Annotated in this window: 17 protein-coding genes; 8 read left to right on the top strand and 9 right to left on the bottom strand. The window is 66.5% G+C overall.

What is annotated here, in order from left to right; all coding sequences use genetic code 11:
• Positions 1-72 precede the first annotated feature (72 nt).
• The 5 genes from QFZ57_RS02755 (at position 73) to QFZ57_RS02775 (ending at position 4,883) form a co-directional block, all read left to right on the top strand.
• Positions 73-330 carry a DUF6458 family protein gene (locus QFZ57_RS02755; protein WP_306897761.1) on the top strand — a complete coding sequence of 86 codons (258 nt, stop codon included), beginning with the start codon at positions 73-75 and terminating at the stop codon, positions 328-330.
• Between the two features lie 306 nt (positions 331-636).
• Positions 637-1,443, top strand: coding sequence for a DeoR/GlpR family DNA-binding transcription regulator (locus QFZ57_RS02760; protein WP_306897763.1), 807 nt, complete (start codon positions 637-639; stop codon positions 1,441-1,443).
• Positions 1,440-2,462, top strand: a complete 1,023-nt coding sequence (locus tag QFZ57_RS02765) for a 1-phosphofructokinase family hexose kinase (protein WP_306628942.1) — start codon at positions 1,440-1,442, stop codon at positions 2,460-2,462. The genes QFZ57_RS02760 and QFZ57_RS02765 overlap by 4 nt, the downstream gene beginning before the upstream one ends.
• Before the next feature lie 2 nt (positions 2,463-2,464).
• Positions 2,465-4,543 carry a PTS fructose transporter subunit IIABC gene (locus QFZ57_RS02770; RefSeq protein ID WP_306897766.1) on the top strand — a complete coding sequence of 693 codons (2,079 nt, stop codon included), beginning with the start codon at positions 2,465-2,467 and terminating at the stop codon, positions 4,541-4,543.
• Between the two features lie 61 nt (positions 4,544-4,604).
• Positions 4,605-4,883, top strand: a complete 279-nt coding sequence (locus QFZ57_RS02775) for an HPr family phosphocarrier protein (protein WP_015935750.1) — start codon at positions 4,605-4,607, stop codon at positions 4,881-4,883.
• A 119-nt stretch (positions 4,884-5,002) separates the two neighbouring features.
• Here QFZ57_RS02775 and QFZ57_RS02780 read toward each other — a convergent pair whose 3' ends face one another.
• The 3 genes from QFZ57_RS02780 to ku form a co-directional block, all read right to left on the bottom strand.
• Complete coding sequence (locus QFZ57_RS02780) at positions 5,003-5,434, bottom strand: SRPBCC family protein (protein WP_306897775.1); 432 nt, start codon at positions 5,432-5,434, stop codon at positions 5,003-5,005.
• Positions 5,435-5,437: 3 nt separating this feature from the next.
• Entirely contained in the window at positions 5,438-6,280 is an 843-nt protein-coding gene (locus tag QFZ57_RS02785; RefSeq protein ID WP_306897777.1) for a class I SAM-dependent methyltransferase, read from the bottom strand.
• A 131-nt stretch (positions 6,281-6,411) separates the two neighbouring features.
• Entirely contained in the window at positions 6,412-7,572 is a 1,161-nt protein-coding gene (gene ku, locus QFZ57_RS02790) for a non-homologous end joining protein Ku (protein ID WP_306897779.1), read from the bottom strand.
• A 40-nt stretch (positions 7,573-7,612) separates the two neighbouring features.
• Between ku and QFZ57_RS02795 the strand changes: the two genes are divergently transcribed.
• Positions 7,613-10,102 (top strand): ATP-dependent DNA ligase, encoded by a 2,490-nt coding sequence (locus tag QFZ57_RS02795; RefSeq protein WP_306897781.1) that lies wholly within the window; start codon positions 7,613-7,615, stop codon positions 10,100-10,102.
• Between the two features lie 169 nt (positions 10,103-10,271).
• Here the strand turns inward: QFZ57_RS02795 and QFZ57_RS02800 are convergent, their stop codons facing one another.
• Positions 10,272-10,529 (bottom strand): hypothetical protein, encoded by a 258-nt coding sequence (locus QFZ57_RS02800; protein WP_306897783.1) that lies wholly within the window; start codon positions 10,527-10,529, stop codon positions 10,272-10,274.
• 436 nt (positions 10,530-10,965) lie between these two features.
• Between QFZ57_RS02800 and QFZ57_RS02805 the strand changes: the two genes are divergently transcribed.
• Positions 10,966-12,555, top strand: coding sequence for an MFS transporter (locus QFZ57_RS02805; RefSeq protein WP_306897784.1), 1,590 nt, complete (start codon positions 10,966-10,968; stop codon positions 12,553-12,555).
• Between the two features lie 210 nt (positions 12,556-12,765).
• The gene (locus QFZ57_RS02810) at positions 12,766-13,875 is read left to right on the top strand and encodes an FUSC family protein (RefSeq protein ID WP_306897785.1); all 1,110 of its coding nucleotides are present in this window, start codon (positions 12,766-12,768) and stop codon (positions 13,873-13,875) included.
• Here QFZ57_RS02810 and QFZ57_RS02815 read toward each other — a convergent pair.
• The 5 genes from QFZ57_RS02815 to QFZ57_RS02835 are packed head-to-tail and all read right to left on the bottom strand — an operon-like array spanning position 13,843 to position 20,071.
• Complete coding sequence (locus tag QFZ57_RS02815; RefSeq protein ID WP_306897786.1) at positions 13,843-14,616, bottom strand: SDR family NAD(P)-dependent oxidoreductase; 774 nt, start codon at positions 14,614-14,616, stop codon at positions 13,843-13,845. The two genes, QFZ57_RS02810 and QFZ57_RS02815, sit on opposite strands and share 33 nt — an antisense overlap.
• 13 nt (positions 14,617-14,629) lie before the next feature.
• Entirely contained in the window at positions 14,630-16,477 is a 1,848-nt protein-coding gene (locus QFZ57_RS02820) for an IucA/IucC family protein (protein WP_306901509.1), read from the bottom strand.
• Between the two features lie 44 nt (positions 16,478-16,521).
• The gene (locus QFZ57_RS02825) at positions 16,522-17,106 is read right to left on the bottom strand and encodes a GNAT family N-acetyltransferase (RefSeq protein ID WP_306897788.1); all 585 of its coding nucleotides are present in this window, start codon (positions 17,104-17,106) and stop codon (positions 16,522-16,524) included.
• Positions 17,103-18,443, bottom strand: a complete 1,341-nt coding sequence (locus QFZ57_RS02830) for a lysine N(6)-hydroxylase/L-ornithine N(5)-oxygenase family protein (protein WP_306897790.1) — start codon at positions 18,441-18,443, stop codon at positions 17,103-17,105. The genes QFZ57_RS02825 and QFZ57_RS02830 overlap by 4 nt, the downstream gene beginning before the upstream one ends.
• Positions 18,440-20,071, bottom strand: coding sequence for a pyridoxal phosphate-dependent decarboxylase family protein (locus QFZ57_RS02835; protein WP_306901510.1), 1,632 nt, complete (start codon positions 20,069-20,071; stop codon positions 18,440-18,442). The genes QFZ57_RS02830 and QFZ57_RS02835 overlap by 4 nt, the downstream gene beginning before the upstream one ends.
• Positions 20,072-20,101: the final 30 nt, after the last annotated feature.

Genomic DNA, 20,101 nt, shown 5'->3' on the forward strand with positions numbered 1-20,101 from the left:
CTTTGGCAGTGTACGCACCACCTCTCCGTAACGCCCAACCAGTGCCGCCCAGACGCGGCTAAGGAGCAAGTCATGAGAATCGGCTCTTCAATCTTCCTCATCGCCCTTGGCGCCATCCTTGCCTGGGCCGTGGCTCCCGGCTTGATCCCCTTCGTGGACCAGCAGCTGGTGGGCTACATCCTGATGGCCGTGGGCGTGATCGGGCTCATCGCTTCGCTGGTCCTCGCCTCCCCCGGCCGCAGCCGCCGCGTGAGCGAGTCCCGCTCCGTCATCGATCCCGATACGGGCGAGCGGATCACCCGCCACGAAAGCCGCGACGGCGGCATCTAACCTAAGCGGAACCGGGACGGGGATCCCGGAGTGCTGCTGATGACCCCGACGAGCCGGGCTGGACCACCACGCGTCCAGCCCGGCTTTCGCATTCCCCGGAGTTTTTGGGCAGCTGTGAAGAGTTGGAGGGCCCGGAAGTCCCGGCATCTGCCCAAAAATTCCAACGGATCGTAAGGGAATCTTTGTTTCATGTTGATTTCCATTGACAAACCAACAGAAGCAAAGATAAAGTCAAGTAACTCAACATCCGTGTGATACCAATCACGCTGGAAACAGAAACAGCAGGACCTACGCAACGGAGGGTACGTGTTCGCCGAAGAGCGCCAGCAAAAGATTGCCGAGCTTGTAGCCGGCAGCGGCCGGGTCAGCGTGACCCTGCTGGCTGAGCGCTTCCGCATCACCACCGAAACAGTCCGCCGGGACCTTGCCGCCTTGGAAAACGCCGGCACCCTCCGGCGCGTCCACGGCGGTGCCGTGGCGGCGGATCGTTTCAGCACCACCGAGGAAAGCATCACCGAGCGCGCCATCCAGCGGCCGGACCAAAAGATCCGCATCGCTGAAGCCGCCCTGGCCCTGATACCCCGGAACTCGCCGGCCAGTGTCCTCATGGACGGCGGCACCACCACCGAGGTGCTGGCGGACATGCTGGCGCGGCGCACCGCCGTCGAACCTTCCGACGGCAGCGGGCCGCACCACGAACTGGTGGTCATCACCCACGCGGTACCGATCGCCAGCAAGCTTTCCAACGTTCCCGGCGTTGCCCTGCAGATCCTCGGTGGCCGGGTCCGCGGAATCACCCAGGTGGCCGTGGGACAGGCAACGGTGAACGCCGCCGCCCGCATCCGCCCGGATATCGCGTTCATTGGCACCAATGGCATCCACGCCACTTTTGGCGTCAGCACTCCCGATCCTGAAGAAGCAGCCGTCAAGGCAGCCTTCGTCCAGTCGGCACGCCGCATTGTGGTGCTGGCCGACTCCTCCAAGCTGGACACGGAAACCCTGGTCCAGTTCGCCTCCCTGAAAGATCTGGACACCTTGATCACAGACAGTGAACCCGGACCTGAACTCGCGGCCGCCCTGGAAGATGCCGGCGTGGACGTGGTGGTCGCATGATCGTCACCTTCACGGCCAACCCCAGCCTCGACCGCACCGTCGCCCTCCCCGGGCCCCTGGCACGCGGTGAGGTGCAGCGCGCCGTCTCCGTCCGCCAGGAGTCCGGCGGCAAGGGCGTCAACGTCTCCCGCGCCCTGGTGGCTTCCGGCCTGGAGTCGCTCGCCGTCCTCCCCGGCGCGGACAGCGATCCCGTCCTTGCCGGCCTGCGCGAAAGTGCAGTGCCGTTCGTGTCGCTTCCCATCGATGAGCCGCTGCGCACCAACGTGGCACTCACCGAGCCCGGCGGCGTGACCACCAAGATCAACGAGCCCGGGCCGGTCCTGGCCGCCGACCAGCAGGAGGCCCTCATCAAGCTGCTGCTGGAAAGCTCGCGCGGTGCCGGCTGGGTTGTCCTGGCCGGCTCCCTGCCGCCGGGATTCCCGGACAACTTCTACGCCACGGTGGCGCGGCGGATCCGGGAGGCGGGCAACGGCACTGCGCCGCTGATCGCCGTCGACTCCTCCGGGGCGCCCCTCGCCGCCGCTTTGACCGACGCCGGAACCTCCGACGACGGAACAGGCACCGGCGGAACAACCACAGGTTCCGGGAAACCGGACCTCCTCAAGCCCAATGCCGAGGAACTGGCGGAGCTGGCCGCAGCCGCCGGTTTTGCCCCGGTCACCGGTGACGAGCTGGAAGCGGACCCGGCTGCTGCCGCTGCCGCCGCAGCCGCCGTCGTACGTTCCGGTGTGGGTGCTGTGCTGGCAACTCTCGGTTCCAAGGGAGCTGTCCTCGTAACGGCAGACGGCGCGTGGCTGGCCACGCACCCGCCGGTCGCCGCGGTCAGCACGGTAGGCGCGGGCGATTCCGCACTTGCCGGCTACCTGCTTGCCCACGGCAGGGGCGCCGCCCCTGCCGACTGCCTTCGTCAGGCGGTGGCCCACGGTGCCGCCGCTGCCTCCCTGCCGGGTTCCACTGTTCCGGCAGTAAACCAAACCACCCCGGATGCCGTAATCATCACGGCCCTTCGAAAGGATTGACAGTGACCCAGCTCATCACCACGGAACTGGTCGAGCTCGACCAGAACCTGGGCAACACCCCCGAGACGGTGATCCGGCACTTGGCAAGCAAGGTTGCAGCCACCGGACGCGCATCAGAAGTTGAAGGCCTCTTCGCCGACGCCTTCGCCCGCGAGCAGAAGACCGCCACCGGCATCCCCGGCGGCATCGCGATCCCGCACTGCCGCTCGGCGGCGGTCACCGTACCCACCCTGGCCATGGCACGGCTGAACCCGAAGGTGGACTTCGGCGCCAAGGACGGCCCGGCAGACCTGGTGTTCTTCATCGCCGCTCCGGACGGCGCGGACCAGGAGCACCTGAAGCTGCTGTCCAAGCTGGCCCGGTCCCTGATCAAGAAGGACTTCACCGCAGCCCTGCGCAACGCTTCCTCGGAGGCGGAGATCGTGGAGCTGGTGGACGGCGCCCTGGCCGACAAGCCTGCCGCACACGCCGCAACCGCCCCGGCTGATGCAGTCCCGGTTGGCGCCGCCGTTGGTGCCGCCGGCTCCTCCGCAGCAGCCGGCAGCACGGCAACCGGCGCTGCAGGTTCCGCCGGCCGGGGCCCCAAGCGCCTCGTGGCCGTAACCGCCTGCCCCACCGGCATCGCCCACACCTACATGGCGGCCGATTCTCTTGTGGCAGCCGCCCAGGAGGCCGGCGTCGACCTGCAGGTGGAGACGCAGGGTTCCTCCGGTGCCAAGCCGCTGGATCCCGCCGTCATCGCGGCCGCCGACGCCGTCATCTTCGCGGTGGACGTGGATGTACGCGGCAAGGAACGCTTTGCCGGCAAACCCGTCATCAACGCCCCGGTCAAGCGCGGCATCGACGAGCCGGCCAAGATGGTCCAGGAAGCCCTTGCCGCGGCGGACAACCCCCATGCCCGCCGTGTCCCGCACTTCGGGGCTGAAGAGCAGGCAGAGCATGAGGCCGAGGAAAGGGGCGAGCACATCGGCCAGAAGCTGAAGCGCGCACTGCTCACCGGCGTCAGCTACATGATTCCGTTCGTGGCGGGCGGCGGCCTGCTGATCGCCCTGGGCTTCCTGCTCGCTGGCTTCGACATCGCCCTGGGCACCAAAGCCAATGACATCCTGGCAGCCAACACGCTGTTCAACCTGCCTAACGGCAACCTGGCTCTCTACGTCGGTACTGTCCTATACAAGATAGGCAGCCTGTCGATGGGCTTCCTGGTCCCCGCACTGGCCGGTTATATCGCCTACGCAATCGCCGATCGACCGGGCATCGCGCCCGGCTTCGTTGCCGGTGCGGTTTCCGGATTCATGGGGGCCGGGTTCCTCGGCGGCATCGTTGGCGGCCTGTTGGCTGGATACATCGCCCATGTCATAGGGACCTGGAGCGTTCCCCGCTGGCTCCGGGGCCTCATGCCTGTGGTGATCATTCCGCTCCTGGCCTCCATCGTTGCCTCCGGACTGATGTTCCTAGTGCTCGGCGGACCCATCGCCGCCCTGACCAACGCCCTCAACAGCTGGCTGTCGGGCATGACCGGTGCCTCCGCCGTGGTCCTGGGCGTCATCCTCGGCCTCATGATGTGCTTCGACCTGGGCGGCCCGGTCAACAAGGTCGCCTACGCGTTCGCTGTCGCAGGGCTCGGCGCCGGCAGCGCCACCAATCAGGCTCCGTGGCAGATCATGGCAACGGTGATGGCTGCGGGCATGGTGCCCCCGCTGGCGATGGCACTGGCCACTGTCCTGGACCGGAAGCTCTTTAGCCTGGCCGAGCGTGAAAACGGCAAGGCAGCCTGGCTGCTGGGCGCGTCCTTCATCTCCGAAGGTGCCATCCCGTTCGCCGCAGCCGACCCGCTGCGCGTCATCCCCGCCAGCATGCTGGGCGGCGCCCTTACCGGAGCACTGACCATGGCCTTCGGTGTGACGTCGCAGGCACCCCACGGCGGCATCTTCGTGTTTTTCGCCATCGGCAACGTGCTGATGTTCATCCTCTCGATCATTGCCGGCACCATCGTCACCGCCCTTGCCGTCGTGGCACTGAAGCGCTGGGCAGCCCCGAAGACCGCTGATACCGTGGAGAGCGTTCCCGCAACGGTCTGACCGCCACTCATAACCTAACCGGCGCTGATCCAACAGCAAGCCGAACCACAAAGGAGCAACAATGCCAGAACGCACCGCAACCGTCGCCAGCCGTGTAGGCCTGCACGCCCGCCCCGCCGCGATCTTCGCGGAGGCAGCCGGCGAGTTCGACCTGGACATCACCATCGCCCGTGAAGGTGAGCCGGCCGACGAGGCCATGGATGCCGCCAGCATCCTGTCCCTCATGAGCCTGGGCGCCTCACACGGCGACGTGGTGGTCCTGCGCGCTGAGGGTGCCGGCGCGGACGATGCGCTGGAGCGCCTGGTGCAGATCCTGGAAACGGATCACGACGCCGAGTAGCAGCCACGCTGCCTGACAGCACAATGCCGTCGGCCGCCGTCGGGCTTTCCCCTTTGCGGGAGAAGGCCCGACGGCGGCCGCTTGGCTTTAAGCGTCATACCCACCCAGTGCGGGACCAGTCAGCCCCGCTCGGCGATCGCTTTGACGTCAGCCACCAGCTTGTCCCACATGGCCTTCGAATGCGCCGCCGCCTCTTCCGTGGGATTGTTGTCCTGGGCCAGGGTCAGCCGCGTTGAGCCGTCCAGTTCCTCCAGGGTCCACTCGAGTGTGTGGTAGTTCTCCGGCTTGTCCTCCTGGCCGGACAGCGCACTGAAGTGGGTGTGCACCAGTTTCTGTCCCGGCCGGACGTCCTTGATCTCTCCCTTGTCCTGGTATGTCTTGCCGTTCCACTCGCCCTGCCAGGTGATGGGGTTTCCCACTTTCCAGTCTGTTGCCAGCTCTGTCCCGAACATGAACTCCTTCACCGCGGCCGGATCGGTGATCACCTCCCACACGCGCTGCGGAGGGGCGTTGATGGTGGTGACGGCCGTTGCCACATGGCCTTCCGGCATGGCTCACGCCTTTTTCGCAGTGAAAAGCAGGTACTCCCATTCCATCTGGAACGGGATATCCCCGTGCGCGTCCCCGAAGGAGTCAGCCAGCTCCGTGAGGGCCTGGTCCAGTGCCTGGACCTTGTCCTGGTCCTGTCCCAGCGATTTGTAGACGGAGATGATGGGACCGTAGTGGGACTTGAAGTACCGCACGAAGTCCGCCGGCTGGTGGAAGCTTTTGACGGCCAGGTTCTGCTTGCGGGTATGGACGCCGGTGATCCTGCCGCCGAGCAGTTCGCGGACATGCTCCTCGCTCCCCCACAGCGGCGCGGGCTGCGCGCCGGGCGGTGGCGGCGGAGCAAAGGGCTTCATGGCGGCAAACATCTGCCCGATGAATCCCTCCGGTGTCCAGCACAACAGCCCTACGGAGCCTCCGGGCTTGCACACCCGGAGCAGCTCGTCGGCAGCCGCCTGGTGGTGCGGCGCGAACATGACGCCGATGCAGGACATCACCACGTCGAACTCCGCATCGCCGAAAGGCAGTGCTTCCGCATCCCCTTCCTGCCACTCCAGGCTGACGCCCCGGTTTGCGGCCTCCCGGCGCCCTGCCTCGAAAAGTTCGGGAGTGAGATCGCTGGCCACCACTTTGGCGCCCATCATTGCGGCAGGAATGGCTGCGTTGCCTGTTCCGGCCGCAACGTCCAGGACCCGTTGGCGGGACTTGATGCCGCAGGCCTCCACCAGGACCGCGCCCAGTTCCAGGAGCATCTCATCCGCCAGGGCCGGGTAGTCCCCGGACGCCCACATTGCCCGGTGCTTCTTTTTCAGCTCCCGGTCCGCCTCCGCCACATCGGTCTGATCGCTCATGTCCGTGCCCCTTTACATGTCCGTCCACAATGGGTGACAGCACGCTGTTGGCCCAGCGGAGGCTGCGATGCGACCCATTGTGGACGCGATGCAGGCCGCTGTAAAGGCAGGGTTGCAGGCGGACGCCCGGGTCAGGCGGGCTTGCGGGCCCTGGTGGTCTTGGCTGCGGTCTTGCTTCCCGTGGACTTGGTGTCCGAGTTGGTGCCGGATGCCTTGGACGCGGTTGACTTGGCTGTGCTGGATTTGGCGGCGGTGGACTTGGACGCGGTTGACTTGGCTGTGCTGGACTTGGACGCTGTTGAAGCGGCTTTCGTGGACGCGGACTTCGCGGACGACTTCGCTGCCGCAGGCTTCGCATCGTCCGTGCCGGTCTTGGCAGCCGTCTTCGAGGTTGACCGCGAAGAAGCGGTTTTGGTGCCGGAAGACCCGCGCGCCGGCTCGGCATCCTCGTCCGCTGTGTCCGCTTCGTCGTCGGAATTTCCACCGGCGGAGGCGGCCTCCCCGCCGCCGCGCTTCCTGTCCAGGCTCCGCTTGAGGGCCTCCATAAGGTCGATGACCTCGCCCTTGCCGCCCTCCCCGGCCTCGACGCCAAAGGTCTCCTCCGTGTCCAGCGATTCGCCCTGTTCGAGCTTGGCGTCAATGAGCTGGCGCAGCTGCACCTGGTACTCATCCGTGAAGGAGGTGGGTTCGAAGTCCGCGGCCATGGACTCCACCAGCGCCGCAGACATGTCCCTTTCCTGCGCGGAGATCTTGATGGAGGCGTCCAGGGACGGGAAGTTCGCCTCGCGCACCTCATCGGGCCACAGGAGTGACTGCAGCACCAGCACGTCGTCCTTGATCCGCAGGGCACCAAGCCGGGTCTTCTCCCGCAGCGCGAACTGGACGATGGCCACCCGGTCCGTGTCCTCCAGTGCCCGGCGCAGCAGCACGTAGGCCTTGGGCGACTTGGAGTCCGGTTCCAGGTAGTAGCTTTTCTCGAACATCATGGGTTCAAGCTGCTCGGACGGGACGAACTGCACCACTTCGATCTCATGGCTGTTCTCCGCGGGAATGGACTTGAGCTCATCCTTGGAAAGGACCACCGTGCGGCCGTCCTCCTCGAACGCCTTCTCGATGTCCGAATAGTCCACCACCTCCCCGCAGACCTCGCAGCGGCGCTGGTAACGGATCCTGCCGCCGTCGGCGTTGTGAACCTGGTGCAGACTGATGTCATGATCCTCAGTGGCGCTGTAGACCTTCACAGGCACGTTGACCAGCCCGAACGCGATGGCACCTTTCCAGATGGCTCTCATTCCTACAGTCAACATCAGAGCGGGCCGGAGGTGAAGCCCCGTGGCCGGCAGTAAGGAGCGTGTCCGGGTTGCGGGACGCGAACTGACCCTCACCAACCTGGACAAAATCATCTATCCGGAGACCGGCACCACCAAGGCGGACGTGCTGGCCTACTACGCCGCGGTGGCCCACGTCCTGATCCCGGCGGCGGCCAACCGACCGGCAACGCGCAAGCGGTGGGTCAACGGAGTGGGCACGGCAGACAAGCCCGGTGAAGTGTTTTTCCAGAAGGACCTGGAGGACTCTGCCCCCGGCTGGCTGCCACGGGCCGCCATCACGCACAAAGACCGGACCATCCACTACCCCATGGTCAATGACGCCGCCACGCTGACCTGGTTCGGGCAGATCAATTCAGTCGAAATCCACGTGCCGCAGTGGCGGGTGGACTCGCACGGCAACCAGCTCAACCCGGACCGGCTGGTGCTGGATCTGGACCCGGGCGAGGGCGCGGGCCTGCCGGAATGCCGCGAGGTGGCCCTCCTGGCGCGCACCATCCTGCAGGACGTGGGCCTGGACCCGGTGCCGGTCACCAGCGGCAGCAAGGGCATCCACCTCTACGCAGCGCTGGACGGGACGCAGACCTCGGACCAGATCTCCGCTTTCGCGCGGGAACTGGCCCGGGCGCTTGAGGCCGACCACCCGGACCTGGCGGTCAGCGACATGAAGAAGTCTCTCCGGACGGGCAAGGTGCTGGTGGACTGGAGCCAGAACAACGCCGCCAAAACCACCGTGGTCCCCTACTCGCTGCGGGGAAGGCCCACGCCCATGGTGGCCGCACCCCGGACCTGGCGGGAAATCGACTCGCCCCGGCTCAGCCACCTGGACTACCTGGAAGTCATGCGGCGGGTGCGGGACGGCAAAGACCCTTTCGCCGCCGTCGTCAATGCTGCGGCAAGCACAACGGAGGGTGCCGCCAGCCACGAGGAAACGCACGACGGCGACCCCCGCCTGGGCAAGTACCGCTCCATGCGCGACCCCGAGGCAACACCCGAACCGTTCGCAGGAGTTCCGGCCGGCGGCAACTCCTTTGTCATCCAGGAGCACCACGCCAGCCGGCTGCACTGGGACCTCCGGCTGGAACATGAGGGCGTGCTGGCCTCCTGGGCCCTGCCCAAGGGTGTCCCGGAGTCGGGCGGCAAGAACCACTTGGCTGTCCAGACCGAGGACCATCCCATGGATTACCTCACCTTCCACGGGACCATCCCAAAGGGGGAATACGGGGCCGGTGAGATGACCATCTGGGACACCGGCGCCTACGAGCTGCACAAATGGATCAACGGCAAGGAAGTCATCGTCACCCTGACCGGTTCCGAGGGCGGCGGGCTCGGTGGCACCAGGAAGATCGCGCTCATCCACACGGGACGCGGGCAGGGCAAGGACGCCGAGGGGCAATGGCTCATCCACCTGATGGACCAGGAGCATACAGGCGGACGACGGCGGCATGCGGCTCCCGCGGCTCCGGAACCTTCGCAGGAAGCCGGTGAAAGCGAAGCTGCCGCTGATGTGCAGCCCTCAGCTGATCCCGTCGCGGACCCGCTGGAATACCAGCCCATGATGGCCACCTCCGGGGATACTGCCGATCTTCAGGGCAGCAACTGGCAGTACGAGCTCAAGTGGGACGGTGTGCGGGCCATCCTGGTGGCGGACAGGGAGAGGGTCCGGATCTTCTCGCGCAACGGCAACGACGTCAGCCGGACGTACCCCGAATTCACGGACCGGGCCTGCTGGCCGGAGCAGCCGTTCGTCGCCGACGGTGAGATCATCGCCGTCGGGCCGGGTGGAAAGCCTGATTTCGGGCTGTTGCAGGGCCGGATGAAGCTCACCCGGGCCGCCGACGTCGCCAAAGCCCGCACCGCGATCCCGGTCCAACTGATGCTGTTCGACCTGCTTTTCGACGATGGAAAGGACCTCCGGCGCCTGCCGCTCAGCACCCGGCGCCAGCGGCTGGAGGCATTCTTCCGCCCGTCCGGCTGCCCCGTGGACCTCTCCACGGTGCTCAACGAGCCCGTGGAACTCCTCCTGGAAAGCGCGCAGGAACTTGGCCTCGAAGGAATCATGGCCAAAAGGACGGACAGCCGCTACGTCAGTGGCCAGCGGACGCGGACGTGGACCAAACTCAAGACCGAGAAGACCCAGGAAGTGGTGGTGGGCGGCTGGCGGCCGGGAAAGGGAGGCCGCCAGGACACTGTGGGGTCACTGCTGGTGGGGATTCCCGACGGCGGCAAGCTTCAGTACGTGGGCCGCGTCGGCTCTGGATTCAGCAGCCGGGAACTCACGGAACTGCGGCAGACGGTGGAACGCCTCGGCCGGAAGACATCGCCTTTCCACGACGTCCCCCGCCCCGATGCCGCCGACGCCCACTGGGTGTCACCGGAGCTTGTGGGCGAGGTGACCTACAGTGAGTGGACCGGGCCGGGCAGGCTGCGGCACCCACGGTGGCGGGGCTGGCGCGTGGACAAGGACCCGTCGGAGGTGGTTCGGGAAGACTGACCCGGGCTTACGGCGCGGCAACCCCGGCGACCATGTGCCCTGGCGACGCGCAAATTACCTGCTGACGCACAAATTACCTGGCGACCCGATATTCGGTGGTCGCCAGGTAATTTGCGTGTCGAGATGCGAACGTGCGCGTCGTGGGTGCGGCGCCCGCTACGGCCGCGCCCTACGAAGAGTGCGGCATCTGCGGCCGGCCGGTGCGGTGGACGGCGGTCACGGCAGCCTCATGTCCCATGCGGCCATGCCCGGCAGCCCGGTCCTTGGGATGCCGGCGTTTCCCGTAGCCGTCCGGCCACCCGCTTTGCTGCTCCGCGGGGACGGCGACCATTGCCGCCGGGCCTGGGGCCACCGTCGCATCCATGGCTGCCGCAATGTGGTCCGCCACCTCGGGCCTGATATGGAACTGGTTGGACTGTTCACCCATTCTTGGTTCTTCCCTTCTTTCCTTCGTTCTTCCATGAAACGAAACGCCAACGAATGCGCCCGGGCGCACGCGGACTACTGCCCGGAAAGAGGTGTGTTCATCGCTCCACCATAGGCACGTCGGAGGCTCCTGTGAACCCCCTCCAGGCTGCGTGGGCCGGGTCACTTCCCCGCCCACAATCACCAAAAAAAGGGGCCTGAAACGGAGCTCGACGAAAAATTTTTGGGAACCCTGCCGTTGATCAGCCTGCTTCCCAGTAATGGTGCGGGAAACGGCGGCGCAGAAATCTCTGGAATATGCCCCTGAAGCGGCCCAAAAGGGTGCACTCTACGCCATTGAACTGTTGTCACGCTACAGCATCCCGTAAAATTGAAGGCCTGCCCGGAGCGGGGCAGCTACAAGTCGTAAGCAAATGACCTCCACAGGAGTTGCCCAAATGCCCACAGACCGAAGCATGACCGACTCTTCAGCAGGCGCCAGGAACGCCCGCGGAACAGACCCGGCAGCCGCCAAGGCTGCCAAGAAACCAAAGCTTTTGCCGCGGCGACGGCTCAAGGAATCCGACGTCAACGTCGTTGACCAGCCGATGCTCAAGAAGGCCCTCGGCGGGACCATCGTGGGAAACACGATGGAATGGTACGACGTAGGCGTCTTCGGCTACCTCATCACCACCATGGGCCCGGTGTTCCTTCCCGAGTCAGATCCCACCACGCAGACGCTGTTCCTGCTGGGAACCTTCGCTGCCACCTTCATCGCCCGCCCCCTGGGCGGCGTGATCTTCGGCTGGCTCGGCGACAAGGTGGGCCGCCAGAAGATCCTGGCCACCACGCTGATGATCATGGCGGCAAGCACCTTCGCCGTCGGCCTCCTGCCCGGGTACGCGCAGATCGGACTGTGGGCTGCCGCGCTGCTGGTGCTCCTCAAGGTCGTCCAGGGCTTCTCCACCGGTGGTGAATACGCCGGCGCAACCACCTTCGTGAGTGAATATGCGGCCGACAAGCGCCGCGGCTTCTTCGCAAGCTTCCTGGACCTCGGCAGCTACCTGGGCTTCGCCATGGGCGCCGCCCTGGTTTCCGTCCTGCAGCTGACGTTGGGCCAGGACAGCATGGTGGACTGGGGATGGCGCATCCCGTTCCTCGTTGCAGGCCCGCTGGGCCTGATCGCCGTCTACTTCCGGAGCAAAATCGAGGAATCGCCGCAGTTCCAGGCCACCCTTGATGCCCAGGAAGAAAACGCAAAGAATGCATCCGCTGGTGAGACTGCCACGGCCAAGGGTCCCGTGGGGATCGTCAAGGCCTACTGGCGCCCCATCGTCGTTGCCATGGTTGTGGTGGCTGCTGCCAACACGGCCGGCTATGCGCTGACGTCCTACATGCCCACCTACCTGACCGAGTCCAAGGGCTACGACGAGGTGCACGGCACGCTGCTGACCATTCCGGTGCTGGTGGTCATGAGCCTCTGCATCCCGCTGACCGGCAAGCTGTCTGACCGGATCGGCCGCCGTCCGGTGCTCTGGATTGGTGCCATCAGCACCATCGTCCTGGCCATCCCGGCGTTCCTGCTGATCGGTATCGGCGCCGTGTGGTCCACCCTTGCCGGGCTGGCCTTGATTGCATTCCCTGTAACCTTCTACGTGGCCAACCTGGCCTCGGCACTGCCGGCCCAGTTCCCCACGTCCAGCCGCTACGGGGCCATGGGCATCGCCTACAACTTCGCCGTGGCCATCTTCGGCGGCACCACGCCCTTCATCGTGGCGGCCCTGATCAGCGCCACCGGGAACGACATGATGCCTGCCTACTACCTCATGGCCACCTCCCTGGCGGGCGCCATCGCCATCTACTTCCTGAAGGAATCCGCCAACCGTCCCCTCCCGGGATCCATGCCCAGCGTGGACACCCAGGCAGAGGCAAGGGAACTGGTGGCCACCCAGGACGAGAACCCGCTGATCAACCTCGACGAACTGCCGTTCGAAACCCTGGACGGCACCGACCCCCAGGCACACCGCGGGGTTCCGGCGCGGGCATAACTCCAGCCGGCCGCGCGGGCACTCTTGTAGCCCACGCTCACAGGCCCGTCCTGCGTGTTTCCTTGGGGGAAGCACGCAGGACGGGCCTTCGCGTGTCTGCCGGATGTCCTCGTGTGACTGCCGGCAATATGACTCTGCCTGATGCCCGGTGATACGTTCCCAAGGGCCTTCGGGCCGAGGCAGGACAACAAGACAGGACAGGTCAGGGACATGAAGCGCGTCGTGGAACAGGTACGCGCACTCCACCGGCTGGAACCGGCCAACAACGACCACCTGGCTGCGTTGCGCGTGGCCCTGAGCGTCGCCGTCCCGTCGCTGCTCCTGCTGGCCGCCGGCCGGACCGACCTCATCATCTACGCCGTGTTCGGCGCCCTGACCGGCATGTATGGCCGCTCAGAACCCCACCAGCTGCGGCTCCGCCATCAGGCCCAGGCTGCCCTGGTGCTGCTGACCGGAGTAGCCGTGGGGGTAACGCTGTCGACGAGCCACATCCATTCCTGGTGGCTGGTAGCGGTGGAAGCCACCCTGGCAGGAGTGGGCTCGGTGTACTCGGACCGGGTACGGCTGAAACCAAACGGGCCCTTCTTCGGAATCCTCGCCTTGGGCGCGTGCGCCTCCGTTCCCACCGCAGTCCCCTGGTACGCCGCCCTGCTCATCGCGGCCGGATCCGCGTTGTTCTCCATCGCCGTGGGCTTCAGCGGCTGGATGCGGCGAAGGTCATGGGAACCCGGCGCAACGAGGAGGGTGCCGACCCGCTCGGCGGCAAAGCGGCGCGAACTGGCGGTCCACGCCGCCCGGTACGTCCTGGCCGTGGGTGCCGCCGGGACAGTGGGCGTCCTGAGCGGCAGCGGCCACCCGCACTGGGCCATGGCCGCGGCCGCAGTGCCGCTCGCCGGCGCAGACCTGCCCAGCAGCGTCCGGCGGGGTGTCCACCGCATCGTGGGGACGCTCCTGGGCCTGGCGGTCACCGCCGTCGTGATCCTTCCGGGACCCTGGACCCTGTCAGCGCTCTATCCCGCGTTTCAGGAGCCGGTACGCCAGGCCACGGTGCTGGCCCTCCTGGTAATCCTCTTCCAGTTCGCCACCGAGCTGTTCATGACCAGGCACTATGGCCTGGCGATGGTCTGGTTCACGCCGGTCATCCTGCTGATGACCCAGTTGGCGTTCCCCACCGAACCGCAGGTACTGATCCTTGAGCGCGCGGTGGAAACCCTGGTGGGCGCGCTGATGGGGATCCTGGTGGTGGTGGCTGTCCGCCGGTCCGGTTGGCGCACGCGGACCGCGCCCCTACTTCGGTTTCCGCGCCGGTCCCGCCATTAGCCGCGCCGGGGCCACCTTGGCTACCGCTGCCAGCACCTTGTAGCGTTTGGACGGGATGGACACCGCCTTGCCGCGCTCGTTGTCCGCCAGGCCTTCACGGACCACGCGCTCCGCGCGCAGCCACGTCCAGGCCGGGGCCACCGACTTGTCCATCCCCATGCGGTCGTGGAACTCGGTGTGGGTGAAACCCGGACAGACCGCCGTGACCTTGATGCCGCGCGGGCGGTAGGCAAGGTTTGCCCACCGGCTGAAACTGAGAAGCCAGGCCTTGGCCGCCGAATACGTACCGCGCGGCAGGAACGCGGCCACGCTTGCCACATTGATGATCCTGCCTTCTCCGCGCTCCAGCATGCCCTTCAGTGCCGCGTGGGTGAGCACCATGGACGTTTCCGTGTGCAGCTTCAGGTGCTTCTTCTCCTCCCCCGCGTGGTTGTCCTCGAAGTTGTGCAGCAGGCCGATCCCTGCGTTGTTCACCAGGATCCCCACCGGACGCCGGGCGTCTTCAAGGCGTTCGACGACGGCGGCCACGTCGTCATCCTGCGTCAGGTCGGCGGGGAGCACCTCAGCGGTGATTCCGTAGCGCCGCCGGAAGTCCTCCGCTGTTTCCGCGAGCCGGGACGCGTTCCGCGCCACCAGGACCAGGTCGTGCCCCTGCGCGGCGAGCTGCTGGGCGAATTCGTGGCCGAGCCCGGCGCTGGCGCCGGTGACGAGTGCTGTTGTCCGGGAGCTGGATGGCGTCATGCTGCAAGCCTAGTCATGCCGGTGCGCGCCCGTCCGCGAACGGGGCCAGCGGGTTGGCCAGTCGCCCGGCCATCTGCAGCCCTCCGGACGGATCCGCGAGGTCCAGCATGTTCTGGTTGTTGCGGAGCTGAAGGCGGTTCAGGCAGGACAATGCGAAATCAGGAGCGAAAAGATCGTGCCGTGCGAACTGGTCGGCGAGTTCCGGATGCTGCCGCTGGTAGTCCTGGATGGCCGCGGCTGCCGTGCGCCAGAAATTCTCCTGGCACAGCCGGCCGTCCTCCTCCAGCAGGGCGGCCAGGAACCTGAAGATACAGTCGAAGATGTCCGTGAAGATGGCCAGCACCTTTTCGCCGTCGGGAATGGCGGTGCGGATCCTGGATACGTCCGCAGGCAGGTCCAGCCGGTCCCCCATCACCACGATTTCCTCCGCGATGTCCTTCATGATGGCCCGGACGGGAACGCCGTCCTCAAGGACCAGGATGACGTTCTCGCCGTGCGGCATGAACGCCAGCTCGTACCGGTACAGGCCGTGCACCAGGGGCACCAGGTAGGCCTCGAAGTAGCGGCGCAGCCAGTCCTCCGGGTCCAGGCCGGACCGTTCGATGAGCGCGGAAACCATGGGTTTCCCGGCGGAATCCACGTGCAGGAGCGAGGCCATGGTGGCCAGCTGCTGGCCGTCCCGCAGGAGCGGCAGCGGGCTCTCCCGCCACAGCGCGGAGAGCATCTTGCGGTAGGGGGATCCGGCGGCGGAAGCGGCCTCGTAGTACCGGTTGTGGTAGCCGATGGCCGCCACTTCCCCGATCATGGTGAATCCGCGCCGCTGCAGGGCACCGTCCGCTCCGATCAGTTCCCGCAGCCAGTCGTTGATGGCGGGGGTGGCCTTCATGTATTGCGGTGACAGTCCCCGCATGAACCCCATATTCAGCACGGACATGGCCGTTTTGACGTAGTTCCGTGCCGGCGCCGAGGTGTTGAAGAACGTGCGGATGGACTGCTGCGCCTGGTATTCGTCCGTGCCCGTGCCCAGGTGGACGATCCGCTGCCCGGAAATCTCGGCCGCGAACGTCACGGTCAGCTTGTTCTCCCACTGCCAGGGGTGGACCGGCATGAAGAAGTACTGGTCCGGGTCCAGGCCCTGCCGCTGCAGGTCAGTGCTGAAGTCCCCGGCGAGCGGGCCGAGTTCAGCCTCCACGTGCGCCGTGTAGTCGAGCCCGGCGCTTGATGTGAACACGGCATGGGACCGGTGGACTGCGATCCACTCCAGCCGGACGGGCGCCCCGGCCTCCGGAGCGTACGCGTGGTAGTCGCTCATGCCGAAGCCCAGGCGGCCGTTGTTGGCCACGAAGCACGGGTGGCCCTCGGTCATGCTGCGCTCGATGGCCTGGAAGTCGGCGGCAACGTCCCGTCCGCCCGTGACCCCGGCGGCGAGTTCGGCAGCTGGGGGCTGGTCCGCCCGCTGCTTGTAGGCGTGGCTGGCCAGGGTGCTGCTGACCTCTTCCAGGTAAACCGGGAGCATCTGGAGGCTGATGCCCAGCGTCCCATGGAACTCCGTAATGAACCCAAGGACGTCCAGCGGGACTTCGGTGCCATTCCGGAAGTACCGGATGGAGGCAGCATCGATGGACCAGTGCTCAAGCTCCAAAATCCTGGCGCTGAAACGGTATTCGTGCGCACCGTCCGCACTGGTGACACGGTAGCTGCCGGCGTCCGGCGTGGCAGAGACCCGTTCAGGCGGGAGGATCCGTTCGGGCGAGAGGATCCGTTCGTGAGAGAACTCCGCGAGCGCCTTGCGGAGCAGGTGCCGGTTGGCGGCGTCCCAGCGGTCTGCCGTCAAGTGGGAAACGGCGGTGCCGGCGGGCATGGCCGTACGGGCGGCAACGGTTTTGTGGTCTTCGAGGTGGACAGTCACAGTGCTCCTTGCGGGACAGGGGTGCGGGAAGGGCTGGAAGGGGTGTTGCGCGGCAGCATGGCGCGGGCGGACAGGTAGTCGGAGCGGCTGCAGAAGCTCAGCAGTGCCTCCTTGTCCGGAAGCGCCACCACCCCTGCCGGCCGAAAGCCGAGCCGTTCGTTGAGTGCGTGGATCCTGGTGTTCCGGACGTCCGGTTCCACCACCACGCGTTCCACCTCAGGCCTGTCGAACAGCCGGCCAAGGACTGCGTCCATCACCGCGGCGGTGTAGCCCGGCTGTGGAGCGTCCGACGGCGGCCCCACCAGCAGGTGCATCCCCACGTCACCGGGGCGGACCGGGTAGGCACCGGCCAGGGGTGAGGACCCCGGAAGGTACTCCTCCGTCAGGAAGGCGGGGACGCCGCCGTCGAGCCCCAGCAAGGCGTGGTGGTGTCCGCTCGCCTGGATGCCGGCATATTCGGCGGCGACGTCGGCGACGCCGTCGGACAGCATGCCCCAGAAGGAGGCGTAGGGCCTGGTGACCCAGCTGTGCAGGAGCGGCGCGTCAGTCTCCGGGTCCACGCAGCGGAAGGTGAACCTCATGCCGGCACCCCTTCGGTCACGCCCGCCGGTACCCCGAACTGCTGGAAGGCGATGCTGCGCTCCACGGGGTACACTTCCCGGCCGGTGATCTCCCGGAGGATGCAGGAGTTTCGGTAGGCACCCATGCCAAGGTCCGGGGTGGCGAACCCGTGGGTGTGCAGCTCGGCATTCTGGACGAAGACCTCCCCCGGTTCCACGCCCGCGCCGTAATGGCGGTCCACTGCCAGCCGGCCGGCGTTGTCCCGGGCGATCCGGTCCTGGATGCCGGCCAGGAAGGCCGGCTCGCGGTAGCGGTAGCCGGTAGCAAAAACCACCGCTTCACTTTCCACCGTGTAGGCCCGGTCCTGTTCCCCATGGTGAAGGTGCAGGGTGTGGGTTCGGGCCTCCGGATCCCACCGGGCGCCGGTAAGGGTGGAGTGGGTCAGCAGCTGCGTGTCCACCATGCCGGAGATGCTCCTGGTATAAAGCAGGTCGTAGATGGCATCGATCAGGTCCGGGTTGATGCCCTTGTAAAGGTTCTTCTGCGTCTTGTTGAGGTGGTCGCGCCGATGCGGCGGCAGGCCGTGGAAGTAGTCCACGTACTCCGGCGACGTCATCTCCAGCGTCAGCTTGGTGTACTCCAGGGGGAAGAACCGGCCGGAGCGCGTCACCCAGTTCAGCTGGTACCCGTGGCTGTCCGACTCCTGCAGGAGCTCATGGTAGATCTCGGCCGCGCTCTGGCCACTGCCCACGATGGTGATGCTGCGCTGCCGCTGGAGTTCGGCCTTCCGGGACAGGTAGTCGGCATTGTGCAGGGCCGCTCCCCCGCGCCCGGCGGTTGCTTCCGCGAGTATGCCCCGGCCGGCTTCCGGCACGTACGGGGAGGTTCCGGTGCCCAGCACCAGCCGCCGCGCCAGCAGCACCTCCTGCCCGGCCGGACCGGAGACGGACAGCCGGTACACGCCGTCGTCGTACGCAGCATCCAGCACAGCTGTGCCAAAACGGACCGAGGGCAACTGCCCGGCCACCCACTGGCAGTACTGGTTGTACTCGGCGCGCAGCGGATAGAAGTTCTCCCGGATATAGAAGCGGTACAACCGGCCCGTCTGCTTGAGGAAGTTCAGGAACGAATACGGCGAGGTGGGGTCGGCCATGGTCACCAGGTCCGCCATGAAGGGAACCTGCAGGTGGGCGGGCTCCAGCATCATGCCGGGGTGCCACTCGAAGGAGCCGCGCCGCTCAAGGAAGACGCCCCGAAGGCCCTCCACCGGTTCGGCAAGGGCGGCAAGGCCCAGGTTGAAGGGCCCGACGCCGATCGCGGCGAAGTCGTAAACGGTACCGCGCGTGGGGGTGCTCATGCGCCTGCCCCGTTCCGTACTGCCCCGTTCCGCAGCAGCCCCGCCCCGGTGCGGCGCAGGAGGTTGATGATTCCGGCGATGTCACCAAGGGTGGCCTCGGCATTGAGGAGCGTGAACTTCAGGTAATGGCGGCCACCGACCCTGGTTCCGGCCACCACGGCCTCACCGGAAGCGAACACTGCCGCACGGATGGCCGGGTTCAGTGCGTCTGCCCCGTCCTCGGACAACCGGGCGCCGCCTTCCGTCCGTGGCCGGTACCGGAACACCAGGGTGCTCAGCTGCGGCGGGGCCGCGAGCTCGAAGTCATCGTCGCTGTCAAGGAGTGCGCCCACCCGCCCGGCGAGGTCAATCGCTTCGTCGAACAGCGCGCCGATGGCGTCCGCTCCCATGATCCGCAGGGTGAGCCAGAGCTTCAGGGCGTCGAAGCGGCGGGTGGTCTGGATGCTTTTGTCCACCTGGTTGGGAATGTCGGCCAGGGCCGCACTTTCCGGATTGAGGTAGTCCGCGTAATAGGTGATGTGCCGCAGCATCGCGGATTCGCGAACCAGCAGGGCGCTGGAACTGACGGGCTGGAAGAAGGTCTTGTGGAAGTCGACGGTAACGGAGTCGGCCAGGGAGATGCCGTCCAGCAGGTGCCGGTACCGGCCGGAAAGCATCAGGCCACCGCCGTATGCGGCGTCAACGTGGAACCAGGCACCATGGGCGCGTGACAGGGCTGCGAGCTCTGCGAGCGGGTCCACCGCGCCGAAATCGGTGGTCCCGGCGGTTCCCACCACCGCCATTGGTATCAGGCCGCCGTCGTGCGCTTCCGCCATGGCCGTAGCGAGGGCCGCGGGATCCATCCGGTGGTCCGCCGTGCAGGGAACAGTGATCACGGCATCGAAGCCCAAGCCCAGCATGGATGCGGATTTTTGGACACTGAAGTGGCTGTCCGCCGAGCTGAAGATCCGCAGGGAGTCCAGCAGCGCCGGCAGCCGGAGGCCATTGCGGGCCGGGTCCTGCCGGAGGGCTGCCACGGCATGGTTGCGGGCGATCAGCAGTGCCTGCAGGTTGGACTGGCTGCCGCCGGAAGTGAAAACGCCGTCCGCGGCGTCCCCCAGCTGGAGCCTCTCCGCGGTCCAGTCCACCAGGCGCCGTTCGATCATGGTGGCACCGGCGCTTTGGTCCCAGGTGTCCAGGGAGGAATTCACGGCGGAGAGGACGGCCTCGCCCACCAGGGCCGGGATCACCACTGGGCAGTTCAGGTGGGCCGCGTACTTGGGGCTGTGGAAGTAGACGGCGTCCCGCAGGTAGACGTCCTCAAGTTCCTGGAGGGCGGTGGCAGTGTCCGGCAGTGGGGTGTCCAGGTCCACCGCGGCAACCCGCGCCTGTATCTCGGACGGGGTGATGCCGGTAAACGGTGCGGTGGTGCGTTCAACTTTGGTGGCCACCGCAGTGACGCCCTGCAGCACCTGCGCCACGTACCGGGCTGAATTGCGGGGGTTGAAAAGATGGTTCCCCGCCGCCAGCGCAAGTTCGACGCGGCCAGCGAAGTCCTGGTCCGGAATGGTTTCCGGCAGTCTCCGGTCAGCCCGTGGATGGTCCACAGGCTGCTCCGATCGCTGGTTGGGCTGGTCGCGGCGGGTCATCAACGGCAAGGTTTTTCCTTCTGTCGGCAC

It is taken from the genome of Arthrobacter sp. B1I2 (genome assembly GCF_030816485.1).
Lineage (GTDB): Bacteria > Actinomycetota > Actinomycetes > Actinomycetales > Micrococcaceae > Arthrobacter.